Origin of the sequence: Martinezella lusitana (assembly GCF_016901135.1) — a bacterium.
Classification (GTDB): domain Bacteria; phylum Pseudomonadota; class Alphaproteobacteria; order Rhizobiales; family Rhizobiaceae; genus Rhizobium; species Rhizobium lusitanum_D.
Map to the genome: position 1 here is coordinate 125,335 of NZ_JAFEVL010000030.1, position 25,163 is coordinate 150,497.

The following is a 25,163-nucleotide window of genomic DNA, read 5'->3' on the forward strand; positions in this document are numbered from 1 at the left end:
CATCCTTTCTCTACTGGAGGGAGTGTTCGGAACTGAGGAATTGGACGAGGCGCGGATTGGGAGGCGTGTCGAAAATCTCGGTCGGGGTGCCTTCGGCGGCTACGACGCCCCGGTCCATGAAGACGATGCGGTTGGAGATGTTCTTTGCGAACTGCATCTCGTGGGTGACGAGCAGCGAGGTGATCCCCGACGACGTGACGTCTTTGATCACCTTCAGAACCTCGCCGACGAGCTCTGGATCGAGCGACGACGTCGGTTCGTCGAAGAGCATCACGTCCGGCCTGACCGCCAGTGCACGCGCGATACCGGTCCGCTGGAGCTGGCCGCCCGAGAGCTGGGAAGGATAGTTGTCCAGCTTGTCGGAGAGGCCTACCCGGTCAAGTTCGCGCCGGGCGATCTCGCGGGCCTCGTCCTTCGACTTGCGCTGGACGACGACAAGGGGATCCATCACGTTCTGAATGACCGTCATGTTCTTGAAGACGTTGAACTGCTGGAAGACCATGGCCGTCCGGAGCCGGATCGCCTGGATCGCGTTCTTGTCTGGGCGTTGGAAGTCCATCTTGATCTGATCGAACGCGATGGTCCCGGACGCGGGCTTGGCGAGGTGGTTGATGCACTTCAGCAGCGTCGTCTTGCCGGTCCCGCTCGGACCGATAATCGACACCACGTCGCCGCGCTGCACCGAGAGATCGACGCCGTTCAGGATCTGCGTACTTCCGTAGGACAGCTTTAGGTTCTTGATCTCAAGCATTTCAGGTCGGTGTCCTTTCGGAGGATAGTTCGGGAAGCATTTCGCTCTCGTCGCCGGCCCATTCGTCTCCAAGGAGCTCGGGCGTGTCGAAGGCCTTGAGGTTTTCGAAATGACGCTCGCGGTCAGCGACAAACAGCGCACGGACAATGCCGCGCGCCAGTCTATCGGCGCCTTCGCTGATCGCGGGAATGTCGCCGGTCAGCTTGCCGTGGCTCAGCGTGGCAGGGAAATTGAAGCAGTGGATCCTCGCCAGTGCAGGACATGCGCCGGGCTCCGTTTCGAGGAACTCGAATGCGTCGCCAAGGTCGGGCGAGGCTTCGAACTCGCCGTTGCGCATGTCTGTGGGCGTCGGAAAGCGATCCCGCCAAAGACGGATGTGAGGCGCGACTGCGGCGAGTTCCGGCCGGTTGGTCAGCTCGATCTTGAAGCCGGTACCGAAGATCAGGAAGTCTGTGGGATGGCGACCCTTCGGCGTGACCACCACAAGGTGATCGCCCTCCTGTTCCAGCGACGTGATCGGACTTTCCAGATGGAGGTGGGCCTGCGGGAACGCGCTGACGCGCAGGACGCTCGGCCGTGGTGGCGGCGTCTGCTGGCCCATGGCGTAGCTCAGGAACCGCCACTTCCACTCGTCGGGAAGGCCTGCGAACCCATGCACCACGCCCTGGCTACCGATGCCGGTGAACTTGTTGATGCGGGGCAGTTCCTTGCGGCGCACGAACATGTCGAGGCGAGCCGCTCCGGCCTCGAGAGCGGTCGCTGCGTTGTCCATTGCGGACGCGCCTGCGCCTATAACGCCGATGCGTTTGCCTTTCAGCCCAGCGAAATCGACCTGGTCGGCGGTGTGAGCCCAGAACTTCCGATCGATGCCGTCGGCGATGGGTGGCACGTAGGGACCACCTAGGCCGTCACGGCCCGTCGCCAACACCACGTGTCGGGCAACGACGGTTTCGGTCCGGCCGTCCTGACTGCAGAGCAGATCGAACATGCCGTCTCTGCGCGGGAGGACGGCGTCGACGGAGATGCCGTTGCGCACCGGAAGGTCAAGGACCCTACGGTACCAGACAAGGTAGTCCATCCAGACCTCGCGCGGCGCCCGGTCGAGAGCGACCCACGCGTCGCTGCCGTAGCGAGCCTCGTAATAGGCGCGGAAAGTGAGGGCCGGGAGCCCCATGGCCGGTCCGGTCAACTGCTTGGGAGAGCGGAGGGTGCGCATCCGGGCGAAGGTGATCCACGGCCCCTCGTGTCCGGCGGGCGCCTTGTCGAGGACGACGTGGTTGGCGACGCCGAGCCTCTTCAGCATGCCCGAAGCGACGAGCCCGGCCATGCCGCCGCCGATGATCACGACGTCGACAACCGGGCGGCCATCGACGACGCGGAGCGGAACCCAGGATTTGGCCGGCAGCTCCAGCCAGGCGAGATCCTGTTTCAGGCGCGCCTCGAGGGCGTCGAGTCCTTGAGGGACGGAGGACAGGTCGCTCATGTCGGAATTCCTTCAGGCAGCGGGGTCTGTCCATACACGGTGTCGGCCAAGGCCTCGACACCGCCCGATTCATGCAGCCGGCAGCCAGGCATCGCCAGCGCCACCGCACGGGCGGCATCGATTATGGCGGTGACGGCCGGGGTCATCGGCGATGCAGCAGGCGAGATCGCGCCGAACAGGAATGGGATGTTGTGGTCGAGCACGCGCATTACGGTGCCTTCGAGGGGCACGCCGACGATGGTCGCGGGCTCGACGATGGCAACTCCCAGTCCGGCGCGGACCATCGTAAGGGCCGTGATCGAAGCGTTGACGTCGATCATCTGTTGCGGGACAACGCCCGCCTTTTCCAGAGCCTCGTCGATGCGATGCCTCAGGCGATACGGGTTCGCCAAAGTGATGATGCGGCGGTCGGCGAGATCGGCGAGACGAACGACGTCGTCGCTGGCAAGCGGATCGTCCGCAGCGAGGGCGACGACGCAAGGCGCGTCGGCGACCCAGTGGACGTCGAGGCCGGGATGTTCCAGCGGCAGGCTCGAAATGCCGAAGTCCGCAGAGCGGGCGAGCACGGCCTGGACGACGTTTTCGGCTGCGAGCGCCTGTACGTGAAGATGGCGCGGGATCAGCCCAGGCGCCACCGCCGCGATCGCTTGAGGCAAGACGCCCGTCGCGAGCGATGGCGTCGCCGCGATCGTCAGCGAGGCCGGCTCGTCGAGCCCGATGGCGTTCGCGCGCTCCCTGATGTGGGAGAGGCTCGAGAGATGCCGCTCGACTTCGGCATGGAACAAGAGACCCCGCGCCGTCGGCGCGATGCGGGGGCCACTCCTGTGCAGAAGAGCATAGCCGATGTCCGCTTCCAGATCCTGTATCAACCGGGTGACCGCCGGCTGAGATCGCCCGAGCAGGCGTGCGGCGCCCGTCACGCTTCCTGCGGACATGACGGCTGCAAATGCTTCGAGCTGACGAATATCAAAAGAGTTAGAATGCATAATCGACATGGAACACTCTCCTTCATGTCAGTAAAGCATGACAATTCTCAATTGGCGATCGTCATTAGATAATAATTCTGCATCCTTTGCACATAATCATTCGCGATTGACATGATGAGGTGCCGCGCCTACCTAGATTGAATGCCTGCCGAGTGACCAAGGAGCCCGTTTTGAACATCATCGAAACCCTCGTCTCCGCGAAGCCGGGCTCCGCGCTCGCCAACGCCATGGAGAAACGCGCGGAAATCCTGCGCCTAAGCCAGGCGGCACATGACGCCGTGCTGCTGCCGCGCGATCCCGGTGGATTGTCGCACGGTCTCAGGGCCGCGCTTGCTGCCCGCATGGCGCGGCACAATGGCAACGAAGCGCTTGCCGCTCATTACGACACCCTCGTTGATCGCGCGGGCGAACCCGACACGGTTCTACTGGCCACGCCCGGCACGAACGTCTCCGACCCGCGTACCGCGGAAATCGTCCGTCATGCCGACATGCTGACCGTCGCGCCACGCGAGGCGACACGCGGCAATATCGAGGCTTTGCGCGAAGTCGGAGTGACCGACGCCGATATCGTCCGGCTCTCAGAGCTGGCCGCCTTCGTCAATTACCAGGTGCGCGTGATCGCCGGCATGACCCTTATTGGAGGAATGAAATGAGCGAGGTCGTCCACACCTTCACCACGACGGTCCCGCGCTGGAACCCTTACGTCGTCCCCGTCGATCTCGAGACTGCTACCGAAGAACAGCGGTCGGCCATGCAGGCGACGCCATCCAACAAGGGCATCTCGCCCTATGTCCTCACGCTGGCGCACGATCCCGAATCCCTCGCAGTCCGCTCGCCGTTGTTCAACCTGATTATGTACGGGAAGGACGGACTGGCTTCGAGCGAGCGCGAGCTGGGCGCCGTCGCTGCGTCCGTCGTCAACCGTTGCGTCTACTGCGCCGCCGTGCACGCCTCCCGCTTCACAAACCAGACGAAGCGGGACGACGTCATCGAAGCGGTGTTCACAGATGGTCTCAACGCGGCGCTCGACGAGCACCTGCAGGCGATCTTCGACTTCTCGGCACGGCTGTCGACGACGCCCCCGGAGGCCACAGCGGCCGACGCGCAGGGCCTTGGCGACGTCGGTCTCGACGAGCTGGAACGTCTCGATCTTGTCCTTTCCGCCGCAATCTTCGGCTGGGCGAACCGCCTGATGCACACACTCGGCGAGCCGGTGAAGGACTAGGATGGTCAGGTGTTCGCATTTCGCAACCCCATTCAATTGCCTCTGACAAACATTCAATTTACAGCCACTTCATTTGCGGATATATATTGTCCTTAATAAAGAGCGTCGGCGCTCGGCCGGCATCGAGTGAGCCAGAATGATCCTCAAAAGTCAGGTCGAATGGGCGCTGCATTGCTGCGCCATTCTCGCAGGTCTGCCGCCAGGGCGGTATCTTTCCACGAAAGCCCTGGCCGAACTCCATGGCCTGCCGAAGGAATATCTTTCCAAGGCGCTGCAAAGCCTGTCGCAAGCATCGTTGGTCGAAACGACGCTTGGGCCGAGCGGCGGCTATCGTCTGGCAAGGTCACCTTCGGAGATCAACTTTCTCGATATCGTCGAGGCGGTGGAAGGGAAGTCGCGCACCTTCACCTGCTCCAATATCCGGGCAAACAATCCCTGCCGTCCGAAAGATTTCTGCGACAGCAAGCCCTGCTCGGTTGCTCGCATCATGTGGCAGGCCGACGAGGCCTGGCGCAACACGTTGAAGAGCGTTAGCCTCGCAGACCTCGTCGACACGCTATCGGAAGACGTCCCGGCCGACATCTGGAAAAACACCTTCGAGTGGGTTTTGCAGCGCGCCGGGTAAGAAATCCGTGGTGTGTTTCAACGGCCGAAGATCATTCGCATCGCCTTCAGGATCGTCAGCGCGCGCCGCTCCCGCTCATGCGGCAACGCGTGGTCCGACAGATGCCCGGTGTACAGCGAAAGATGGGCGGCGATCTCCTCGGCAAGAGCGGGGCGCGCCGCAAACAACGGTTCGAAGGCCGGCTGGCCAATGTCGTAGACCACCACCCGCGTCAGCGCCTCCAGCGTGAAGGCCTCCTCCATACCGGCCAACAGGCCGGTTTCGCCGAAGAAGTCTCCGGGCGAAAGCCGCTTCAGCTCCCGTCCCTCCTCGCGCATCGTCACGATCCCCGTGCGGATCATCATCAGCGACGGCAGCATCTGCCCCTTCTGCACGATGACATCGCCCTTGTGGAATTCGCGCGTGACGGTCGCGTCCGCCAGGCTCTCCTGTTCCTGCGGGGTCAGGCTTGAAAAGATCGGGATCGCCCGGATGAGATCGAGGGGCGCCACCTCCGGCGGCTTTGCCGCCTCCTCGGTCGGAAGTGCCGCCATCAGGGTGGCGGCGGCCGGCGGCATGGCAAGCAGCAATCCCGCCGATTTGCAGTGACGATAGAAGAGATCGATGACCTCGTTTCTCGCCCTGATGCGCACGGACGAGCTCGTCACGCGAAACTGCAGCTCGATCTCCAGCGCGGTCGCGTCCACGCCCTTCAGCGCCACAAGAGGCGGCGGCTCGCGAAGGATCGTGTTGCAGCCGGCAAGAACCGTGCACATCACATCCTCGACGATCGAAGGCATTCTGGTCGGGGCGACGCGGAACGTCATGGTGACGAGATGCGTCTCGTCGGGCTGGCTGACATTGGTGAGCGCAAGCTTGGCCAGCAGACTGTTCGGCAGGATGGCGATATTGTTGGCGCCGGTCAGGATGTGGGTGGAGCGCCATGTGCTGGCGATCACCCGCCCTTCAATTCCGTCGGCAAGCACGATCCAGTCGCCGAGCGAATAGGGACGGCCGATCGTCAGCGCAATGCCGGAGAAGACGTCGCCGAGCGTATTCTGCAAGGCAAGGCCGAGCACGATCGCTACGACGCCCGAGGTCGCGACCAACGTTCCGATCGGCACACCGAAGACGAAGGCGAGAACGGAAAGGGCGACGCAGAGATAGACCAGGCCGACGACAATATCTTGTAGCAGGCGAGCTTCGCGCGGGCGCCCCTCCAGCACCAGATAGATGCGCACGAAACCGATCACCGCCCATGAGAGATGCAGCCACCAGAGGGATTTGGCCAGGATGACGTTGAGCGAACGGGCATCGTCGGCGCCATAGCCCTCGAAGCTGTTGGGGGCGATGCCGCCGTTCAGCAGAATGGCGGTCATGACGCCGAAAAAGATGATCTGCACCACAAGCCGGGTATAGGCCGACGCACGCGGGATCAGATGCCAGACGAGGATCCCCGCAAGGCCGACGCCGATCAGCGAGGTAAGTGATGAATTGGCAAAGACATCGGGAAGCAATTGCAACATGGCGAGCTCCTCTCCTGCGCTTGAAAGAACGCCGCACCGGCCCAAAGCCAGTGCGGCGCGCTTTCAGCACTCACTTCTTGAGGGGATAGGTGAGCTCTTTCTGGCGGGTATCGACGACGAAGACGGCTAGCAGCTTGGCGGGCGCGGTCTTGCTTTCGTTGGCGCTGACGCCGTGGCGGTCGCCCGGCATCTCGGAGAAGCTTTCGCCGGCGTGGTAGACTTTCACCGGGCCGTCATTGACCTGGCTTTTGATCGCTCCTTCAAGAACCGTGGCATAGATGAAGGCCGAGCTCGGATGGGTATGACCCTCGGAAAAGCCGCCCGGCCCGTATTCAACGAGAATGCCCTTGATGCTCTTGCCGGGAACGTTCGGCAGTTCGTGCTCGTAGACGAGGCTGACTTTGGCGGCGTGGTTGTCGTCTGCCTTTGCGGCGCCTGCGGCGGCGAGCAGCATGCTGAGTGCGATAAGTTGCGTTCTGAACATCTCGATCTCCTTTTGGTGAATAGCATGTCAGGCGGCTGAACCGCCCGGCACGCGGGGTTACATCAAAGATTGCAGGTCACTTCGGCCGGCCTGCCTTGGCGAACCATTGCTCGAAGGTGATGTGGCCGAGGCGCGGATTGTTGTCGGAAACGAGCGAGCCATCATCCAGTTTGGCGCCGAAGTAGCGAGCCTCCGGATCTGCCTCGACCTTGCGGGCATCGCCCATTGCTTTCAGGTAGCGGGCAACAAGCTCATTCAGCCGGACGCGCTCCGGCCCTGAGATCTCCACAATGCCATTGATCGGCTCGGCCGTCGCAACGGCGGCCATGTTGTCAGCCACATCGTCCGAGGCGATCGGCTGGACGTAGGCCGGCGACAGATGCACCGTGTCTCCGATCGTGCCGGACTGGGCGATGCCGCTGAGGAATTCCATGAACTGTGTCGAGTGGACGATCGTATAGGGAATGCCGGCCCCCCGGATGATCTTTTCCTGAGCGACCTTGGCGCGCATGTAGCCGCTGTCAGGTATGCGATCGACGCCGACGATGGAAAGCGCGATGTGATGCTTGACGCCGGCGATCTTCTCGGCGGCAAGCAGGTTGCGGCCCGAGGTCTCGAAGAATTCGAGCACGGCCTTGTCCTCGAAGGACGGCGAGTTTGCGAGGTCGATGACGACAGAGGCGCCAGCGAGTGCTTCGGCTAGTCCCTCGCCGGTGATCGTATTGACGCCGGTGTTTGGAGCGGCGGCAATGACTTCATGACCTTGTTTGCTAAGGCGGTCGGCTGTCTTTGAACCGATCAGGCCGGTTCCGCCAATGATGACGATTTTCATAAGCTTCTCCATTCGCGGCCGCTCAGCGCGCGCCGCATTGTCCATTCGTTTCTGGATGGTGGTTGTGGTTCAGGCCGCGTATGTCTTATCGGCCGACAAGCGTCAGTAGTCCCAGAAGGCCGGTACCCAGCGAAAGGCGTCGCCATCGACCGCCACCCGGCCGACGGAGGGGAATGGCAGGTGAGTGGCCACCAGCTGTTCGCCGGTCGCCGCCAGCTCCGTCAAAAGACGGACCCGAACACGAGCCGCCTCTTCGGGGTCGTGTTCGAAACCGTTGTGCCAGTCGGGGTGGTCGAACCCGACCGTAAACACGGCATCGCCGGCGAAGGTCAGTCGATCGCCGCCGGACGCCAGGCGGACCACGCTGTGCCCAGGGGTGTGGCCGCCGGTGCGACGGACGATCACACCCGGCGCAACCTCGTATTCCTCATCGAACAACCGCAGTTGGCTGCGGTATTCTTCCGCAAACCGCTTGGCGGCCGCCCGAAGCGCGTCCGGGAACCCTGGCGGCATGGAGACGTAGGTGAAGTCGGGCGCCTCCCAGAATTTGACCTCGGCGGCCGCCACATGGATCCTCAAGTCCGGACGCAGCCGCTCCTTCACGCCGTCGACGAGCAGCCCGCCGACGTGGTCCATGTGCATGTGGGTAAGCACCACGTCGGTCACGGCCGCAAGATCGATGCCGGCGGCCTCCAGTCGCTTGATCAACTGTCCGGCCCGCGGCAAATTCAGGTTCGGGTCCAATCCTAGTCCAGCGTCGATGAGTATGGTCTGCCCGCCGCTGTGCACTACGACCACGTTCAGCGACCAGTCGAAAGCGTCCTGCGGCAGGAACATGTCGTTCAGCCACGCCGCCCGGACGGTCGGGTCGGCGTTGTGTGCCAACATCGTGGTGGGGAGCGGCAGCACTCCATCGCTGATCACCAGCACCTCAATTTCGCCGACGCGCACCGCGTAGCGTGATGGAACCAGCTCGTCCTTGGCCGGCTTACGGGGATGGGAGATGTTGTCTACGGTCATGTCTGTCTCCTGTGGAACACGGTCTTGGAACCGAGCAAGCCGGTTCCACCGATAATGACGGTTTTCATGAGATGTCTTCGCAGCCACCCGTGCGGACACGCATCGTTTGATGGGTGCTCGGGGCGACAGGATTAGTTCAGGCCGGCCTTGTCGAGGCCGTAGGCCTTGTCGGCCGAGCCCGGTACCGCCTTGAAGGCGATGCTGGCACGGTTCCAGGCATTGATCGCCATCACGAGGAAAGTGAGATCGGAAATCTCCTTCTCCGAAAGCTGTCCGCGCACGCGCTCATAGATTTCGTCGGACACGCCGCCTTCCGGCAGCTTCGTCAGCGCTTCAGTCCATGCAAGAGCCGCGCGCTCGCGGGGCACGAACAGATTGGATTCGCGCCAGATAGCGATGTGGTAGAGGCGCAATTCGGTCTCGCCGTGAATCTTGGCTTCCTTGACATGCATGTCGAGGCAGAAGGCGCAGCCGTTGATCTGCGAAGCGCGGATCTGCACGAGGTCGTGGACCTTGTCTTCGATCACGCTGTTCTTCAGCGCCATGCTGAACTCCATGAATTTCTTGAACAATTCTGGCGACTGCTGGGCATAATTCAAACGCTGGGTCATCGTCTCTCTCCTATTAAGGATATTGATCATCCTCATGGATATAAAATATCCTTAATTGCTGGACTGTAAAGTCCTCCCGGCCTATGCTGCGTGCATAAGGCTTATGTCCAAAAGTATGGGGGACAGCGAAATGGATATCGTTTCGGCGTTGCGGACATTTCTGCGGGTAACGGAAACCGGCTCGTTTTCCGCGGCCGCCACCGATCTCAATCTGACGCAGCCGGCGGTATCGCGGCAGGTTGCGGCGCTGGAAAGCCACTTCAATACGAGGCTCCTGCACCGCACGACCAACGGCCTGTCGCCGACGGCTGAAGGCGAGCGCGTGCTGCCGATCGCGCTGCAGATCTTGGGCAATGTCGACGATCTCGGCGACGCCCTATGCCCTGACGGCACGCGCACATCAGGCAAGGTGAAGCTCGCCCTGCCCGCTCCCCTCGGCCTTCTCCTCAGCGACCGGCTGGTGAAACTGCTCAGCGCGCACCCGAACCTGTCGCTCGAACTCGCCTTCCGGGAGCAGGCCTCCGATCTCATCGAAGAGGGCATCGATCTCGAAGTGCGCATCGGCGCGGTGGCCGACAGCAGCCTCATCTGCCGCCGCGTCGGCTGGACGACGGCATTCCTCGTCGCCGCCCCGTCCTACGTCGCTCGCCGCTCTCCGCCGAAGGTCCCCGCCGATATCCCGGCCCATGACTGCATCTGCTACACCAGGGGCAGCCACCGCCGCACCTGGCTTTTCTCCGATGGATCCGAGGATATCGCCGTGCCGATATCGCCGCGGCTGGTGGCGGACAATGCCCTTTCCATCCACCGCGCCGCCCTTGCGGGCGCCGGCCTTGCCGTCCTTTCCCACATCATCGCCGTGCCTGACATATCCGCCGGCCGGCTGATCCATTTGATGGAGGATTTCCCCCCGGCAAGGCTGCCGATCTACGTCGTCTACCCCTCGCGCCGGAACATTCCCCAACGCGTCAAGATCGTCATCGATTTCCTGACCGCTCTCATCGATGCCGATCCCTCCATGTCAGAGCGAACCACCACGGTGCCCTGCGAGACGCCCCATAGGCCAGCGGCGAGGGCCGCTCCCAACCTGCTGTCATTGTAGGAATTTTCAGTTGTCAGCCTAACCGCATATCTGCAAGCCACAGTGCACACACGAACGTGGTTCCCTTTGTTGAAGCGCGCGAAGAAGCCTCGCAGCCTTGAGGGGACAAGAACCAACGACGCGATTATTTTATGACGTCTGCAACTAAATAGCCCCGAGTCTTGTAGACGATATCGGGTTACGCTTTCTGTTGTCGCTCGAATTCGACGGGTGGCTCGTGCCGGATTTGTTATTCATGCAAGCCGCAGGTCGACATATGAAACCCTTCCAGCTTTCCCACGAACGACGTCCGCTTGAAGGGCCCCGCCTTTAGCAATCGGATTTGGCAACGCAGCATCGTGAACCCATTTCGCATCGGATTGAATAAAACGCCCGGAGGTCAACTCCTGCAGCCGTTCGGATGTCTTGGGCGCCGGAAAATCCTTCCAGCGTACTTTTCCGGCTAGGGCTTCGTCGGTCGGGCTGAACGCCACCAATGCGGATCGATCCATCTTCTCGAGCGCGGCCACGCGTGTGGCATTGCGACTGCCGTGATGCCCAACCTTATAGAAAACAGTCCTGCGGATCAGATCATCGGCGGAAATTGCGGGGCGGCCGGCTTCGGCAGGAAAACTAACCGTCGACCAGCTGAGCCAATTTCCAACCTGCGCATCGGCAGCAAACAGAAGAACCCGACCGGTTTCGACAATCTCGAAGGCAAGCACCAGGCTGGTATTATTGGTCTTGCTGTCAAACTGTAATGCAAGGTCAAGCGAAGTCGTGAGCCAGTCGTAATCAATACGCCGCCAGGCTTGATCGTTGCCGGCGCCTGTCGTCGTGTCCGGCCCGAAATAGCGCTCCCATAAGAAGGAGGCCGTCGCAGCATCCGGCGGCCATTGACCTTGCCTCAGTGCTGACAATTGCGTCCCGACCATTCCATCAAACGGTGCGGCTGGATCGTCGTCAATCCTGAGCGTTCCGTCGTTAAGGTTTAGTCCATTGGCGACCGGCGCGACCGATGGCGCACCGGCACCGATGGCATAGGTTTCTGAAATGATGTCTTCAATACCGAGCAGCTTCGGATCGCGGGGAGGTCCGAGCACGTAGGCACGAATGCCGGGCACCTTTGGCAGCGGCGCGAGTGTACCGGGGTCAAGATGGCGGACGACAGGAGACATTCTTCTCGCATTCTCGCGCGCCATTCTCACCTTTTCGCCCTCGAGGCCAAAAACAAAGCCGAGCAGGGCATCAATACTGCTGGCGGTCTCGGACATGCCAGGCGCCCCTGCGAGGCGTAGCGCGCTGGTCGCGAGAGCCGAGGTGGCGTCCGCCTTGAACCGGTCAAGCTTCCGAGCGTCGGGATCACTCGGATTCTCGGCCCAACTGAACCAGACCTCGCCAACTTCGAGTCCAACAAACAGATCCGCCGCCTGCACGAACGCCGAGAGGTGATCCCAATGTTCATGAGTGATGACCAAGACGTCGAGCCGACCGTTGGTCTGGTCAATAACATCGGCGACGACGTCACGCATCTTAGCAGATCCATCGCTGGTAGCGCTGTGGATGCCGCAATCAATCAGGATCCAAAATGGCTTGCCGCCTGGGGCCGGCAGTTTGAGCAGCATACAATCACCCAAGCCCTGGCAATAGCAACGAACATCAATCGTGAGATTGCTCATCTTCGTCCCTCGATTGATGGATGATGGCAAACGGTTCGCGTTCGGCAAAATCATTGCCGGCAAAATACATGGAGCGCAGGGCGTCACCGGGATCGCCCATCCTGAAGTTGCGTTCGCGTCCGAGCCTGCTTGGGCTGACGATCGGCTTCAGGATGGCATATCGGACGCGTGGCCCATCTTCACCCAAGAGATCGATGATGAGTGTCGCGCCGCCTCGAAACCAGAATTTTTGCGACTGGTCTCCGGGGCCGCCAACAGTCACCGCTTCGGGCCGTCTTTGCCGGACGACGACGATGAGCTGCGCGCTAAGTTCACCATCCCTGCGAACCCTCTTCGCAACACGGACATTGTCCACCATGAAGGTCGTGTTGCTCGCATAGCCCTTGGCGGCGAGCGATGCAAAGTATGGCAGCTTGTATTGTAGTCCAAGCGCATCACAACTGGCTTGTGAGGTCAATGTTTTCATGATGCCCGCCCGCAGCATGTCACATCGCTGCTCGCTCACGGTGAATATTTTCTCACGCGAAAAGTGGGCGGTGACATCAATGTTCAACTGGGCAATGGTTGGGGCAAGCCACGGCGGCTGGGCACCCGCCCACTGGCGCCAGCACAATGTCTCGACCGACACCGTTCGCAAACTTCGGGGCAGGAGCTGGCGCCGCCGGAAGGCTTCGAGAAAGGCGACCCGATAGTCGTACCGGTCGTCAGGCACCTCTTCCAGGTCGGCTGTAATGATTGCCCGCAAATATTCCCCGAACGTGATGTCGACAGGGGGGCAGTAGTCAATCGCGCGGATGCACATTTTGAGCACATGCGCCGCTGCCTTGCACGTTTCGTCCGTCAGCCGATTGACAAGATCGGGGTGGATGGCGCCTTCGGGCAAAACACCCGACCCTCCAGTCGCCAGTCGGATCAGGTCTCCCGTTCGCCGCTCGACGATGGCGAGGAAGGCTTGATATACGGCGGCCACCAAAAGAGAACCCCGTGCATGCGTCGCGAAGGTGGTTGCATAATTGATCTGCGAGGGCAGATCCGGATAGCGCCGCAGGGCGCCGCCCAGGCCAGTGCCCTCACCGAATTGCGGTGCAAGCTTACCGAGCATGGTGGACGCCGAGAGATCGGTGCGAGCGCGGGCGATCTCTCGGCGAACGAGATCTCGATAGGTGAACTGCTGGAACAACGCCACAATGTCAGCAAAGCCCTCGTGAAACGCACGCACATCGGGGTTCGATGGTTCCCGCATTGTGCGGGCCTGGCCATCCAACAGCGCATGAGTTGTCTCATGAGCGATAATGTCAGCCGACAGACAGGTGAACACCATGGTGCCTGGCGGCGTCAGGTCGGACACACGTGAATTCGCGGGGAAATAACCGAACATCAGCGCTTTGTGATCGGGGCTGTAATAGGCATTCTGCTGCCGAAGCGCATGCGGATAGATACGAAGGCGACGCACGAAGACATTGGGATCGCCCGTGCGCCCCGACCATTTCGATGCCCAAAGCGCCCTGCGACCCAGCGCTAATTCAAAATGCTCGATAGTGCGCATGGCAACGGCATAGGTCATCTGCTGGTGGAAAGCCGGGTTGCCCTCGGAGGGCGTGGCACCATCTTGCAGAAGAAGATTCGGATTATTGAGATCGACAGGCGGATAGGCTCGGTCCGAGGCGGGGTCGATATCGACGACCTCGATATATTCGCCAACAGGTCCCGCCGCGAGATCGCGTTCGTTCCGCACATCGATGGTGGCGATTTGGTCCTCGTAGGAATTGAGTGAACCGCCAAGGCTTGGATCGATCGCGAATATTCGCAACCGCCGGCGCTCCGGTGCAGCTACGGGATTGGGTGCCACTGCCGTCGCGGAGGCAGGCGGCGTCTGCGGTGGCGCCTTGGGAGATGTGAGTGCCTTGATCTTTCCCGATAGGGCGGCACCCAGCGCCTTCTTCAGCGGAGTTGATGCCAATTCGGAAGCCTCTGCCGCCTCCAGGAACTTCCTTATGCTCGCTCTCGGCACTTGATCGGCATCCGGATCGGCGAGAACCTTTGCAACTGTAGGATCCAGCTGAGTGATCTGGGTGAGCTCCAATCCAAGCAAACGGTTGGCGGCTTCGACGCCGGAAACGGCGAGTCCCACGCCCTCGCCCGTGAGAAGCTTGAGCCAGGCCCAGCTTGCGGTTGCGGATGGCGCCGCCGTCAATTGGCTCTGCGGCAACGGAAGCTCATCAAGTAGTGCTCCAGTTTGAATAGCGCCCCATCCGAGCTTGGGATCTGGTTTGCCACGTCCGGCAAGCGAGGCGCTGCGAAAAAGCGCCTGCCGTACCGCCTCACCGCGCTTCCATTTCTCAGGCATGGCGATGAGCTGCGACATGTATTTGGCGATCCAAAGTGCCGCGGCGGCGGCAATCTGCGGCGTTGCCGCCGACGTACCCTGTCCGTCTTCATCGATGACACCGGGACAGCCGATTTCCGGCCAGGGAATGTTGGGCGTGAAACCTGACAAGGCGGTCAGCATCTTGCTGGCCGGGCCATAGCAGCCTTCCATCGTTCCCAAATGCAGATCGGTGTAGGGTTTGAAGTTTGCCATAATGCCGCAAGCGGCGACAACCCGGCGCATGCGGGCGGGATAAACGATGGAACGCACCGGCAGCCCGTCGAAATTGTTGCCCGCTGCCGTCACCATGACCAGGCCGCCAGAATAGCATTTGTTGACCGCGTCGGCGAGAACTGCCGAAGCCAGGCCACCCATGCTCATCGACAGAACATGGGCACCCTGCGACAGGGCATAATCAAAACCTTGTGCCATCGTGCCGGTACGGAAACGCACCACGGAATCGGCGATCCGAATTGGAAGAACCCGCACGCCTGGCGCGCCGCCGATTTGTGGTCCCGCGAGGATCCCGATCGTTCCGGTCCCATGACCGGGATTGTTCATCACGCCATTCGGCGTCACATCCTGCGCACTGCCAGGTGTCCCCTCGCCCTTGACGAAATTATGCTCATGCGTGTCGATGTGGGCTGGCTTGAAATCATGATTGCGATCATAGCCGGTATCGACATGAGCGATGAGAACCTGGCGCTGTGCAGCGTCGGGTACGCTGCCACGCGCATCGGCAAGGCCGCTAAAGCCGGCACCAAGATGCCACCCGTCATGTGGGCCAACCGCACGGCCGCCACTATCGTTCTGCGGATTGACTGTGCACCGGTTGGATTTCGGAGGTAGCGCCGCCCATTGCTGTTCGAAATCGGGCTCTGCGGCAAGCAGATCGCCGCTCCCCACTGCGAAACCGGCGCGCATCATCGCATGCGCTTGATCCCAAGGATTGTCGTCGGCATTGACACGAATCCACTGTGCCGGTCCGGAACCAGCTAGTCCGATGTCCGTATTTTCGGTGCCGACCTCAAGCAAAAGCTCACCGCCTTGGGCGAGGTTTCGTGCCTCCATCGACATCCCAAAGCCGCTATTGCCGCGCAACTTAAGAAGAAGTGCCGTCGCAACCGGTCGTGCCCCCTGCCCGCTCCCCGACATCGTACAGTCCTCAAGCTCGAAATAATCGACCTATACTCGCACTAATTGCACGAAAGCGACAAAAATTCAAGCAAGGCAAGATTTTGAACGGGCGACTATTCTGGGATTAACCTGAGCACCCGGACTGTGAATACTGGACCCCCGTGTGTTTAAACGCATTTTGGTCGATTTACTGTCGCGGCAATATCAGGCCAGTACCTTTCAAGAATTGCCAAAATCTCCTCCCAGCTCTCCGTCGCAACGCGGCGGTTTGCTCCCCGTTCGCAGACCAATATTCAAAATCGACCTTCTTAACAGCGATAACGCATAGTCCTTATCGTTGCGCTTCATGAACTAGCTGCGATACGTTCCAGCCGCCGCCAAGCGCCTTGATCAGATTGGCGCTGGCCACCAGCCGGTTTTCGCGGATCTGCAGAGCAGCCTCTTCGTTGGAGAGCGCGGTCGCCTGGGCCGTGACCACTGCGGTGTAAGCCGATGTACCGGCCTGATACTCGTTGAGCGAAATCGTAACCGCCTGCCGGGCGAGCCGTACCGCTTGGTCCTGCGCGACGGCCTGCTGTTTCAGGATGCGGAGATTCGACAGTTGATCTTCGACATCCTGGAACGCCGTCAACACCGCCTGGCGATAATTCGCGACGCTCTGGTCGTAGTTCGCACGTGCCGCATCCACGGCCGCGGAGCGTCCGCCGCCGTCGATCAGGGTCTGGCTACCGCTGGCCGCGAGCGACCACACCGCGTTTGCGGCCGAGATCAACGGCGCCGCCCCCGAGTAGCCGGCAACGGCCGAGAGATTGATGGTCGGATAGAAAGCCGCCACAGCCACGCCGATGAGCGCGCTTTGCTGCTTCACGGTGCGTTCGGCCTCGGCGATATCCGGGCGGCGTTCGAGGATCGAAGACGGAACCTGGAGTGGGATCTCGGGCACCGATTGCGCCAATGCGGCCGGCTGAATCGTCAGCGCGGACGGCGGTTTGCCAATCAGGAGCGCGATCGCGTGCTCATATTGCGCGCGCAATTGTCCCGCGGCTATGGCGGAGGCGCGGGTCGACGCAAGTTGTGTCTGGGCCGTAATCACGTCCGAACGAGCCGCGACGCCTGCCGTAAATTGATTCTGCGTGATCGTGAGGCTGCGTTCATAGGCCCTCGCCGTGTCGTTCAGCAGACGGGCAAGCGAATCCTGATAACGCAGCTCGAAATAATCCGTCACCAGCTCCGCCTGGGCCGAAAGCGTCAGATCGGCCAGCTCCGCGGCGCTTGCCTGCGCCCCCGCCTGGTCGCTTTCGATCTGACGACGCGCCTTGCCCCAGAGATCGAGGTCCCAACTCCCGCTTGCCTCAAGCGTCTGCGTGGTTGCGGCCGATCCTGAACTGCCCGCACGCGTGACGCTGGGGCTTGCAGTTACGGTCGGAAACAGGTTCGAGCGCGCTTCGCGCACGACGGCCTGCGCCTCCCGATAGGCCGCCTCATAGGCCTTGAGGTTCTGGTTGTTGATCGCGACCTGCGGCACGAGTTCGTTGAGCTGCGGATCCTTGTAGACGCTCCACCACGGCCCCCGGTCCGCGCCATTGCTCGGATCGGCAATCTTCCATCCCTTCGGCGCCTCCTTGAAGGCAACCGGGGTCGCGACATCGGGCCTGAGATAATTCGGTCCAACCATACAGGATTGAAGCACCAGCAACACGGCGCACAGCGCGCCGGTGGTCACGATCCACTTCATTGTGCGGCTCCTGTAATGACCGACCCCGGAAACACACGGCGCCAGAACCTGAGCGAACGATGCCGGAAACGATCGAGGTAGAGATAGACGACCGGCGTGGTGTAGAGCGTCAGCAGTTGGCTGACGATCAAGCCGCCGATGATGGCAATGCCGAGTGGGCGGCGCAGCTCCGCGCCCATGCCATGATCGAGTATGAGCGGTACGGCGCCGAACAACGCCGCGCAGGTCGTCATCATGATCGGACGAAATCGCATCAGGCTCGCCTGCCGGATCGCGTCCTCGGGCGATAGATCTTCGGTGCGCTCGGCCTGGAGCGCGAAGTCCACCATCATGATGGCATTCTTCTTGACGATGCCGATGAGCAAGAACACGCCGATCATGGCAATCAAGGAGAATTCAGTGTCGGTCAGGAGCAGCGCCAGCACGGCTCCCACGCCAGCCGACGGCAGCGTGGAGAGGATCGTCAGCGGATGTACGTAGCTCTCATAGAGGATGCCGAGCACCGCATAAACGGCAAGCAGCGCGGCGCCGATCAGGAGAGGCATGGTGGCGATGGTCGATTGCGATGCCCCGGCCGAGCCTGCGAAGCCGCCGTGAATGGAGGTCGGCATGTGGATGTCGCCAACCGCCTGCTGGATAGCCGCGGTCGCATCCGCGAGCTTGTAGCCTGGCGCGAGATTGAAGGAGATTGTCGTCGCGGCCGCCTGACCCTGGTGGTTGACCTGGACGGGAGTGGTTGCCGCAGCCAGCCGCGCGAAGGCGGACAGCGGGATCATGGTGCTGCTGCTGGTGCTGACCGCCGCGCCGCTCGAGGCGCTGCCGCCGCTGCTGGTGGCGATGGAGTTGGTCGCCTGATTACTTGCCGATGAACTGGAGGATGTCGCGGATGTACTGCTGCTCGTCACCGTCCCGGAAACAGCGTTGGTGGCGGAAGTGCCGCTCGCCGATCCGCCTGATGTGCTGACATAAATCAGCTTGAGGGAATCGGGATCCTGAAGATAGCGCGGCGCCAGCTCCATGACGACATGGTACTGGTTCTGCGCCTTGTAGATGGTCGAGACCTGACGCTCTCCGAAGGCGTCATAGAGTGTCTCATCGATGATATCAGGCGTCACGCCAAAGCGTGCCGCTGTTGGCCGGTCGATGACGACCTTTGTCTCCAGGCCGCCCGTCTGCTGGTCCGAGCTGACATCGGCGAGAACAGGACTTTGCTTCATGGCGGCCGTGAGCTTATCCGCCCATTGCTGAAGCTCGGGCGTGCTGTCGGCCTGGAGGGTATATTGATACTGGGCAAAGCTCATGCGACCGCCAACGAAGAGGTCCTGCATCGGGAACATCATCAGTTGGGCGCCGGGAATCGCGGCAAGCTTGGGGCGCAGCCGCGCCATGACCTGGAAAGCCGAAGCATCGCGGTCCTCCAGCGGCTTCAGCGTTATGAAGACCTGCGCCTGGTTGGTGCCGCGGCCGCCGGTGAAACCCGTCACGGTCTGGACAGCCTGATCCGCCTGCACGATGGCCTGGGCTTGCGCCAGCTTGGTGCGCATCGCCTGAAATGAAATGCTCTGGTCCGCCGTGATGCCGCCCATCAAAAGACCGCCATCCTGCTGCGGAAACAGGCTCTTAGGCACGACGACAAACAAAAGGATGTTCAGCCCGACCGTAACGAGAAGCGTAAGGAGAACCAGGAAGGGATGGGCGAGGGCACGCCGGAGGGACAGATCGTAGAGGTGCTGCAATCCGTCGAACACGCCATTGACCAGACGAGCCACGCGTCCGGGCCCGCCATGGTCGCCGCGACGGAGAAGAAGAGCGCACATCATCGGCGTCGTCGTGAGGGATAGGACGAGCGAGACCCCGATCGCGATAGACAGCACGACCGCGAACTCGCGGAAGAGCCGTCCGACGATGCCGCCAAGCAACAGGATGGGCAGGAACACCGCGATCAGCGAGACGCTCATCGAAACGACCGTGAAGCTCACCTCCTTGGCGCCCTGCAGCGCCGCCTCGAAGCGCGACACGCCCGTCTCCAGATGGCGAGTGATGTTCTCCAGAACAACGATCGTGTCGTCGACCACAAAGCCGGTCGCAATGGTCAGCGCCAACAGCGAGAGGTTGTCGAGGCTATAGCCGCACAGCTCCATTACCCCAAATGTGCCGAGAATGGAGACAGGCACGGTGACTGCCGGGATAAGGGTCGCTCGCAGACTGCGCAGAAAGACGAAGACCACGACCACCACCAGGATCACGGCGATGATCAGCGTTTGCTCGGTATGTGCCAGCGAGGCGCGGATCGTGCTGCTGCGGTCGCCGGATAAAGTGAGCTTGACGCCGCCGGGCAAGGCTGCCTGCAATTGCGGCAAAAGCGCTTTCACACGGTCGACGGTGTCGACGATGTTGCCGCCGGGCTGCTTGAACAGCAGCAGCAGGACGGCGGGCTCGCCATTGCTCGAGCCCTGGTTACGGAGGCTTTCGACCGAATCGTCGACCTCCGCCACGTCCCGCAGGAACACCGGCCGACCGTTGCGCCAGGCAATGACAAGGTCGCGGTAATCGGCGGCGCGCAGCGCCTGGTCGTTGGCGTAGAGCTGGTATCGCCGGTCGCCATCATCGATCGAGCCCTTGGCGCTGTTGGCGTTGGCAGCCGACAGCGCCGCACGCACGTCTTCCAGGCCAATGCCATATTTGAACAGGGCACCGGGATTGAGCTCCACACGCACCGCCGGCAGTGAACTGCCGCCGACATCGACATTGCCGATGCCCTCCACCTGGGAGAGCCTCTGCTGCAGAACCGTCGCCGCGCTGTCATAGAGCTGGCCCTGCTTCAGGGTCTTCGAGGTCAAGGCAAGGATCAGGATCGGCGCATCGGCGGGATTGAAATTGCGGTAGGTCGGGTTGCTCTTGAGTGCGCTCGGCAGATCGGCGCGCGCCGCATTGATCGCCGCCTCGACATCGCGCGATGCGCCTGCAATGTCGCGATCGAGGCCGAACTGCAGGGTGATGTTCGTCGAGCCGAGGCTGCTCTGCGAGGTCATCTCGGTGACATCGGCAATCAAGCCAAGATGCCGCTCGAGGGGCGCCGCCACCGTCGCCGCCATCGTGTCCGGACTAGCGCCCGCCATCTGCGCCTGCACCCGGATGGTCGGAAAATCCACCGCCGGCAGCGGCGCCACCGGAAGAAAACCGAAAGCGAGCAAGCCCGAGACGCCGATCGCGATGGTCATGAGGATCGTTGCGACCGGTCGCCGGATGAAGAGAGCGCTGACGTTCACGACACGCCTCGCTCGGGCTCGAGGGTTCCGATCCCGCGTTGGCGCAACCACCCCGCGATACGATCAAGGACAAGGTAGACGACAGGCGTAGTGAAGAGCGTCAGCAACTGGCTGACGGCCAGGCCGCCGATCATCGCTATGCCGAGCGGCTGGCGAAGTTCCGAGCCGCTGCCAGACCCGAAGGCCAGCGGCACCGCCGAGATGAGAGCCGCCATGGTCGTCATCAGGATCGGTCGAAAGCGCAGCAGGCACGCCTGGTGGATGGCTTCGCGCCCCGTCAGCCCCTCGTCTCGCTCCGCCGCGATGGCGAAGTCGATCATCATGATTGCATTCTTCTTGACGATGCCGATCAGGAGGATGATCCCGATGATCCCAATGATGTCCAGATCAGCCCCCGTGACCTCCATGGCGAGGAGCGCGCCGATGCCGGCCGAAGGAAGCGTCGACAGGATTGTCAGCGGATGGATGAAGCTCTCGTAGAGGACGCCGAGAACGACATACATGACGAGAACGGCGGCCAGCACGAGATAGAGTTCGTTTGCCAATGACGACTGGAATGCCTCGGTCGCTCCCTGGAAGTTGGTCGCGAAACTTTCCGGCAGCCCGATTGCCTGCTCCGCCTTCTTGACCGCCGTCACGGCGCTGCCGAGCGAGGCGCCGCTCGCCAGATTGAACGAGATCGTGGTTGCGGGAAACTGTGCGAGATGGCTGATCTGTATCGGCTTATGGTTGATGACGACATGCGCGATGGCACTCAGCGGCACCTGGCCGGTGGCTGCGGTCGCTGACGGCAGATAGATCGAGTCGAGTGCCGCAAGCCCCTTGTCCAGATTGGGATCGGCTTCGAGGATGACCCGCATCTGGTTCGACTGGGTGAAGATGGTGCTGACGATCCGTTGTCCGAAACTGTCGTAGAGCGCATTGTCGATCGTTGCGAGCGTGATGCCGAAGCGGGCGGCCGTCGCCCGGTCGACTTCGATGGTCGCGGAGAGACCGTTGTCCTGGAGGTCGCTCGTCACGTCGGCGAGTACGGACGCCTTTCGAAGCTCCGCGACCAGTTTCGGCGTCCAGGCGCTCAGGACGTCGAGCGAGGGATTGTCGAGAATGAACTGGTATTGGGTCGCGCTGACTTGGGTGTCGACCGTGAGATCCTGTACAGGCTGCATATAGAGCGTGATGCCGGCAACCCCGCTCACCTCCTGCTGCAGGCGGCGGATGATTTCGCTTGCCGAAGCGCTCCGCTGATCCTTCGGCCGCAAGTTGATCTGCATACGGCCGACATTGAGGGTCGTGTTGCTGCCGTCCACGCCGATGAAGGACGAGAGGCTGACAACATCGGGGTCTTTGAGCACGGCCTCCGCCAGGGCGACCTGCTGTTCGTTCATATGCGCGAAGGAGATCGACTGAGGCGCCTGGGTGATGCCCTGAATGACCCCAGTGTCCTGGATGGGAAAGAAGCCCTTGGGCACCACGAGATAAAGCCAGGCGGTGAGGACGACCGTTGCAGTCGCGATCGCAAGCGTCACAAACTGGTGGTCGAGCGCCAGCTTCAGTGCCCAGTCGTAGCCCTGAAGCAGGCGATCGAACCAGGTTCGGCGCTGTACTTTCGAAAGCTGCGCCGGCCCGGATGAGTGGCCGCGCAACAGCCGCGCGCACATCATCGGCACCAGCGTCAGCGACACGATCGCGGAAAGCACGATGGTAACGGCCAGCGTCACGGCAAATTCATAGAACAGCCGTCCGATCACATCGCTCATGAAGAGGAGCGGGATGAGCACCGCAAGCAACGAGACCGTCAGCGAGATGATGGTGAACCCGATCTCCCTGGAGCCTTTCAGCGCGGCCTCGAGCGGCGGCAAGCCCGCTTCGATGTGGCGACTGATATTCTCGATGACGACGATCGCATCATCGACCACGAAACCCGTCGCGATGGTCAGCGCCATCAGCGACAGATTGTCGAGGCTGAAGTTCCACAAATACATCGCACCGAAAGTGCCGACAAGCGACAGCGGCACTGACAGACTCGGGATGATGGTGGCGCGCAGATTGCGCAGGAACAGGAAGATCACCATCACGACCAGGCCAACCGCCAGGGTCAGCTCGAACTCCACATCCTGGACGGAGGCGCGAATGGTCGTGGTCCGATCGGTCAGCACGGCGATGCCGACGGAAGACGGAAGCCCTGCCTCCCATTGCGGCAACATCGCCTTGATGCTGTCGACGACTTCGATGACATTGGCGCCAGGCTGGCGCTGCACGTTCATGATAATGGCCGGCGTGGTGTTCATCCAGGCGCCGAGCTCAGTATTCTCCGGACCGTGGATCACATCCGCAACATCGGAGAGCCGCACCGGTCTACCGTTCTTATAGGCGATCACCGTGCTGAGATAATCCGTCGGCTTCGAGATCTGGTCGTTCGCATCGATCGTGTAGGACCGGTGCGGTCCGTCCAGCGTGCCCTTCGGCGTGTTGACATTGATATTGTCGAGCGTGGTGCGCAGATCGTCGATGTTCAGCCCATAGGCGGCCATGGCGCGGATATTCGCGCGAACGCGGACGGCCGGCTTTTGGCCTCCGCTCAAGGTCACCAGGCCGACGCCCGGAAGCTGCGATATCTTCTGCGCCAGACGCGTATCGGCAAGCGCCTGAACCTCGGTCAGCGGCAGCGTCGGCGAAGTCATCGCCAAAGTGAGGATTGCGGTGTCGGCCGGATTTACCTTGGCATAAACAGGCGGAGCCGGCAGGTCATCGGGCAGCAGGCTGTTGGCGGCGTTGATCGCGGCCTGGACCTCCTGCTCGGCGACGTCAAGCGAGACAGAAAGATCGAACTGGAGCGTGATCACCGATGCACCGCCCGATGACTGTGAGGACATCTGGCGTAGCCCGGCCATCTGGCCCAATTGCTTTTCGAGCGGCGCCGTGACCGCCGAGGTCATCACGTCCGGACTCGCTCCGGGATAGAAGGTCTGCACCTGGATCGTCGCGTATTCCACTGTCGGCAGCGCGGAGAGCGGCAGCTGGCGCCAGGCGACGATACCGACCATCAGCAGTGCCGCCATCAGCAATGTCGTCGCGACGGGGCGCAGGATGAAAAGACGGGATGGGTTCATCGTCCCGCATCCGGTGTTGTCGCCGTCGCCGGTTTGGCACTCTTTTCGTGCGAAGGGGCAGCGGCTGGAATGCTGACCTTGGCGCCGTCGCTCAAGTGATCGGCGCCATCCACCACCACCTGATCGCTTGCCGCCAGACCCGATAGCACGGCGACGCGGCCATCGGCCGATGCGCCGGTGCTGATCTTGCGAAGCGAGACCGTGTCGTCGGCATTCACTCGATATACGAAGGTTCCGGGCGTGCCTGTCTGAACTGCCGCAGTCGGCACGGTGACGACGTCGTGCAACGTGTCCACGAGCAATGTGACGTTGACGAACTGGTTCGGGAACAGAGATCCATTGGCGTTGTCGAACATCGCCCGCAATTTCACCGTGCCGGTGGTTGTATCGATTTGGTTGTCGATGGTCTCGAGCGCACCTTCGGCCAGCTTCTCCGTACCGGTCCGGTCATAGGCCGTGACGCTGAGGTGCGCGCCGCTCTGCAAGGGCTTCATGACCTGCCGCAGACTATCTTCCGGCAGCGTGAATACCACCGAGATCGGTGTCGTCTGCGTGACGATGACGATGCCGTCTGTGTCCGAGGCAGTGACGTAGTTGCCGATATCGACCTGCCGAAGGCCGACCCGGCCGTCCACCGGCGAGACGATCCTGCAATAGGTCAGATTGAGCTTCTGGGTGTCGACCTGCGCCTGGTCTAAGCGGACGGTCCCCTCATCTTGCCGAACGGTGGCTGCCGCCGTGTCGACTGTTTGGCCCGATGTGGAATCCTGCTTGATCAGACGCTGGTAGCGTTGCAGATCGAGGCGGGCATTGTCGAGCAGCGCCTGGTCCCTTTCGAGCTGACCCTCATACTGGTTGAGCGCCGCCTGGTAGGGTCGCGGGTCCACCTGGGCGAGGAGATCGCCCTTCTTCACGGTCTGCCCCTCGCGAAAATTGATTTCCGTGAGATAGCCGCTGATCTGCGATTTGACCGTCACCGTCGCGAGTGAGGTCACCGTGCCCAGTGATGTCAGCGTGACCGGAATGTCACCCTTCGCTGCGGTAGCTGTGCCGACCGATTGCACCGATTGGACGGACGGTCCACCGTGCGGCCTGTAACCCGCACCGGCAGGCTTCCACGGCTGACGCCAGACCACCAGCGCTGCGACGGCGACGACGAGGAGCAGGAACCACGGCCAGGCACGGCGACGTCTTGGTCGCTTCGACTGGATCGGAGCGTCCGACGCTGGAGAGGGTTCAATTCGTGTATCCATGACCGATCG

General features: G+C 61.8%; 18 protein-coding genes. 4 read left to right on the top strand and 14 right to left on the bottom strand.

Features of this window, described 5'->3' with window-relative positions; all coding sequences use genetic code 11:
* Positions 1-10: 10 nt before the first annotated feature.
* The 3 genes from JTP94_RS11780 to JTP94_RS11790 are packed head-to-tail and all read right to left on the bottom strand — an operon-like array spanning position 11 to position 3,229.
* On the bottom strand, positions 11-751 hold the full coding sequence (locus JTP94_RS11780; protein WP_204850674.1) for an amino acid ABC transporter ATP-binding protein: 741 nt from the start codon (positions 749-751) through the stop codon (positions 11-13).
* Position 752: 1 nt separating this feature from the next.
* Entirely contained in the window at positions 753-2,234 is a 1,482-nt protein-coding gene (locus JTP94_RS11785; protein WP_204850675.1) for an NAD(P)-binding domain-containing protein, read from the bottom strand.
* Positions 2,231-3,229 (bottom strand): LysR family transcriptional regulator, encoded by a 999-nt coding sequence (locus JTP94_RS11790; protein WP_204850676.1) that lies wholly within the window; start codon positions 3,227-3,229, stop codon positions 2,231-2,233. Before JTP94_RS11790 ends, JTP94_RS11785 begins: the two co-directional genes overlap by 4 nt.
* A gap of 161 nt (positions 3,230-3,390) precedes the next feature.
* On the opposite strand from JTP94_RS11790, the gene JTP94_RS11795 reads away from it, so the two are divergent.
* The 3 genes from JTP94_RS11795 (at position 3,391) to JTP94_RS11805 (ending at position 5,070) form a co-directional block, all read left to right on the top strand.
* Entirely contained in the window at positions 3,391-3,873 is a 483-nt protein-coding gene (locus JTP94_RS11795; protein WP_204850677.1) for a CMD domain-containing protein, read from the top strand.
* Positions 3,870-4,445: a peroxidase-related enzyme gene (locus JTP94_RS11800; protein ID WP_204850678.1), complete on the top strand. Its 576-nt coding sequence runs from the start codon at positions 3,870-3,872 to the stop codon at positions 4,443-4,445. The genes JTP94_RS11795 and JTP94_RS11800 overlap by 4 nt, the downstream gene beginning before the upstream one ends.
* A 136-nt stretch (positions 4,446-4,581) precedes the next feature.
* Entirely contained in the window at positions 4,582-5,070 is a 489-nt protein-coding gene (locus JTP94_RS11805) for an Rrf2 family transcriptional regulator (RefSeq protein WP_204850679.1), read from the top strand.
* A 17-nt stretch (positions 5,071-5,087) separates the two neighbouring features.
* On the opposite strand, the gene JTP94_RS11810 is transcribed toward JTP94_RS11805, so the two are convergent.
* From JTP94_RS11810 to JTP94_RS11830, 5 genes are all read right to left on the bottom strand, one after another.
* Entirely contained in the window at positions 5,088-6,566 is a 1,479-nt protein-coding gene (locus tag JTP94_RS11810) for a mechanosensitive ion channel family protein (RefSeq protein WP_409456606.1), read from the bottom strand.
* A gap of 79 nt (positions 6,567-6,645) precedes the next feature.
* Positions 6,646-7,059 carry a cupin domain-containing protein gene (locus tag JTP94_RS11815; protein ID WP_204850681.1) on the bottom strand — a complete coding sequence of 138 codons (414 nt, stop codon included), beginning with the start codon at positions 7,057-7,059 and terminating at the stop codon, positions 6,646-6,648.
* Positions 7,060-7,135: 76 nt separating this feature from the next.
* Entirely contained in the window at positions 7,136-7,891 is a 756-nt protein-coding gene (locus JTP94_RS11820) for an SDR family oxidoreductase (RefSeq protein WP_204850682.1), read from the bottom strand.
* Positions 7,892-7,993: 102 nt separating this feature from the next.
* Positions 7,994-8,911 carry an MBL fold metallo-hydrolase gene (locus JTP94_RS11825; protein ID WP_204850683.1) on the bottom strand — a complete coding sequence of 306 codons (918 nt, stop codon included), beginning with the start codon at positions 8,909-8,911 and terminating at the stop codon, positions 7,994-7,996.
* Between the two features lie 131 nt (positions 8,912-9,042).
* Positions 9,043-9,522 carry a carboxymuconolactone decarboxylase family protein gene (locus JTP94_RS11830; RefSeq protein ID WP_204850684.1) on the bottom strand — a complete coding sequence of 160 codons (480 nt, stop codon included), beginning with the start codon at positions 9,520-9,522 and terminating at the stop codon, positions 9,043-9,045.
* A gap of 130 nt (positions 9,523-9,652) precedes the next feature.
* On the opposite strand from JTP94_RS11830, the gene JTP94_RS11835 reads away from it, so the two are divergent.
* Entirely contained in the window at positions 9,653-10,624 is a 972-nt protein-coding gene (locus tag JTP94_RS11835) for a LysR family transcriptional regulator (protein ID WP_204850685.1), read from the top strand.
* Positions 10,625-10,857: 233 nt separating this feature from the next.
* Here the strand turns inward: JTP94_RS11835 and JTP94_RS11840 are convergent, their stop codons facing one another.
* The 6 genes from JTP94_RS11840 to JTP94_RS11865 form a co-directional block, all read right to left on the bottom strand.
* On the bottom strand, positions 10,858-12,282 hold the full coding sequence (locus JTP94_RS11840; RefSeq protein WP_204850686.1) for an MBL fold metallo-hydrolase: 1,425 nt from the start codon (positions 12,280-12,282) through the stop codon (positions 10,858-10,860).
* Complete coding sequence (locus tag JTP94_RS11845; RefSeq protein WP_246754839.1) at positions 12,263-15,805, bottom strand: S8 family serine peptidase; 3,543 nt, start codon at positions 15,803-15,805, stop codon at positions 12,263-12,265. Before JTP94_RS11845 ends, JTP94_RS11840 begins: the two co-directional genes overlap by 20 nt.
* 313 nt (positions 15,806-16,118) lie before the next feature.
* The gene (locus JTP94_RS11850; RefSeq protein WP_204850687.1) at positions 16,119-17,522 is read right to left on the bottom strand and encodes an efflux transporter outer membrane subunit; all 1,404 of its coding nucleotides are present in this window, start codon (positions 17,520-17,522) and stop codon (positions 16,119-16,121) included.
* Positions 17,519-20,791, bottom strand: a complete 3,273-nt coding sequence (locus JTP94_RS11855) for an efflux RND transporter permease subunit (RefSeq protein ID WP_204850688.1) — start codon at positions 20,789-20,791, stop codon at positions 17,519-17,521. The genes JTP94_RS11850 and JTP94_RS11855 overlap by 4 nt, the downstream gene beginning before the upstream one ends.
* Positions 20,788-23,901 carry an MdtB/MuxB family multidrug efflux RND transporter permease subunit gene (locus JTP94_RS11860; RefSeq protein ID WP_204850689.1) on the bottom strand — a complete coding sequence of 1,038 codons (3,114 nt, stop codon included), beginning with the start codon at positions 23,899-23,901 and terminating at the stop codon, positions 20,788-20,790. Before JTP94_RS11860 ends, JTP94_RS11855 begins: the two co-directional genes overlap by 4 nt.
* The gene (locus JTP94_RS11865) at positions 23,898-25,154 is read right to left on the bottom strand and encodes an MdtA/MuxA family multidrug efflux RND transporter periplasmic adaptor subunit (RefSeq protein ID WP_204850690.1); all 1,257 of its coding nucleotides are present in this window, start codon (positions 25,152-25,154) and stop codon (positions 23,898-23,900) included. The genes JTP94_RS11860 and JTP94_RS11865 overlap by 4 nt, the downstream gene beginning before the upstream one ends.
* Positions 25,155-25,163: the final 9 nt, after the last annotated feature.